This is a genomic window from Mesorhizobium sp. WSM4830 (genome assembly GCF_055811495.1).
In genome coordinates this window covers 1-777 of the sequence record NZ_JBVVQI010000099.1, presented here as the reverse complement: position 1 = coordinate 777, position 777 = coordinate 1, and the positions used below count along the sequence as shown (strand labels likewise).

Here is a 777-nt window from a genome sequence, read left to right as displayed (position 1 = left end):
TGAGCCAGCGAGGTAAACAGCGTCTCGTTGAGCAGTTCATCGCGCAGTCGGCCGTTGAAGCTCTCGATGAAGCCATTCTGCATCGGCTTGCCGGGCGCAATGTAATGCCATTCGACGCGGTTCTGATCCGCCCAGGCGAGGATGGCGTTCGAGGTGAACTCGCTGCCATTGTCGCTGACGATCATCCTCGGCCGGCCCCGCTCGGTGATGAGCCGGTCCAATTCGCGGGCAACCCGCATGCCCGAGAGAGACGTATCAACGATGAGTGCCAGGCACTCTCTCGTGCAGTCGTCGACGACGGCCAGGATGCGGAAGCGGCGTGCGTCGGTGAGCTGGTCCGATACGAAGTCGAGCGACCAGCGCTCGTCGGGCCTCAGCGGCACCAGCATCGGCGCCCTGGTCCCGATCGCCCGCTTGCGGCCGCCACGGCGGCGAACGGCGAGCTTCTCCTCCCGATAGAGCCGGAACAGCTTCTTGTGGTTCACGACCAGGCCCTCCCGCCTCAGCATCACGAGAAGACGCCGGTAGCCGAACCGGCGTCGCTCCTGCGCGATCGCCTTCATCCGCTCGCGAACCTCGCGGTCGTCCGGCCTGCTGGTCTCGTAGCGAACCGTCATGCGGCAACAGCCGATGGCTTTACACGCCCGCCGTTCGCTCATCCCGAAGCCTTCCTTCAGGCGAGCGACAGCTTTCCGCTTGGCCGCGGGCGTCACCATTAATGGGATGGTCCGCCCCGTCCTCCCGCAGCATCATCTGGGCAGTCACAACAAAGGAGGT

The 777-nt window shown here is 64.7% G+C and carries 1 pseudogene; it reads right to left on the bottom strand.

Annotation, left to right across the window (positions count from 1 at the left end):
* Positions 1–716, bottom strand: a pseudogene (locus AC0L2Y_RS34515) (IS3 family transposase); the annotation flags it as partial.
* Positions 717–777 lie beyond the last annotated feature (61 nt).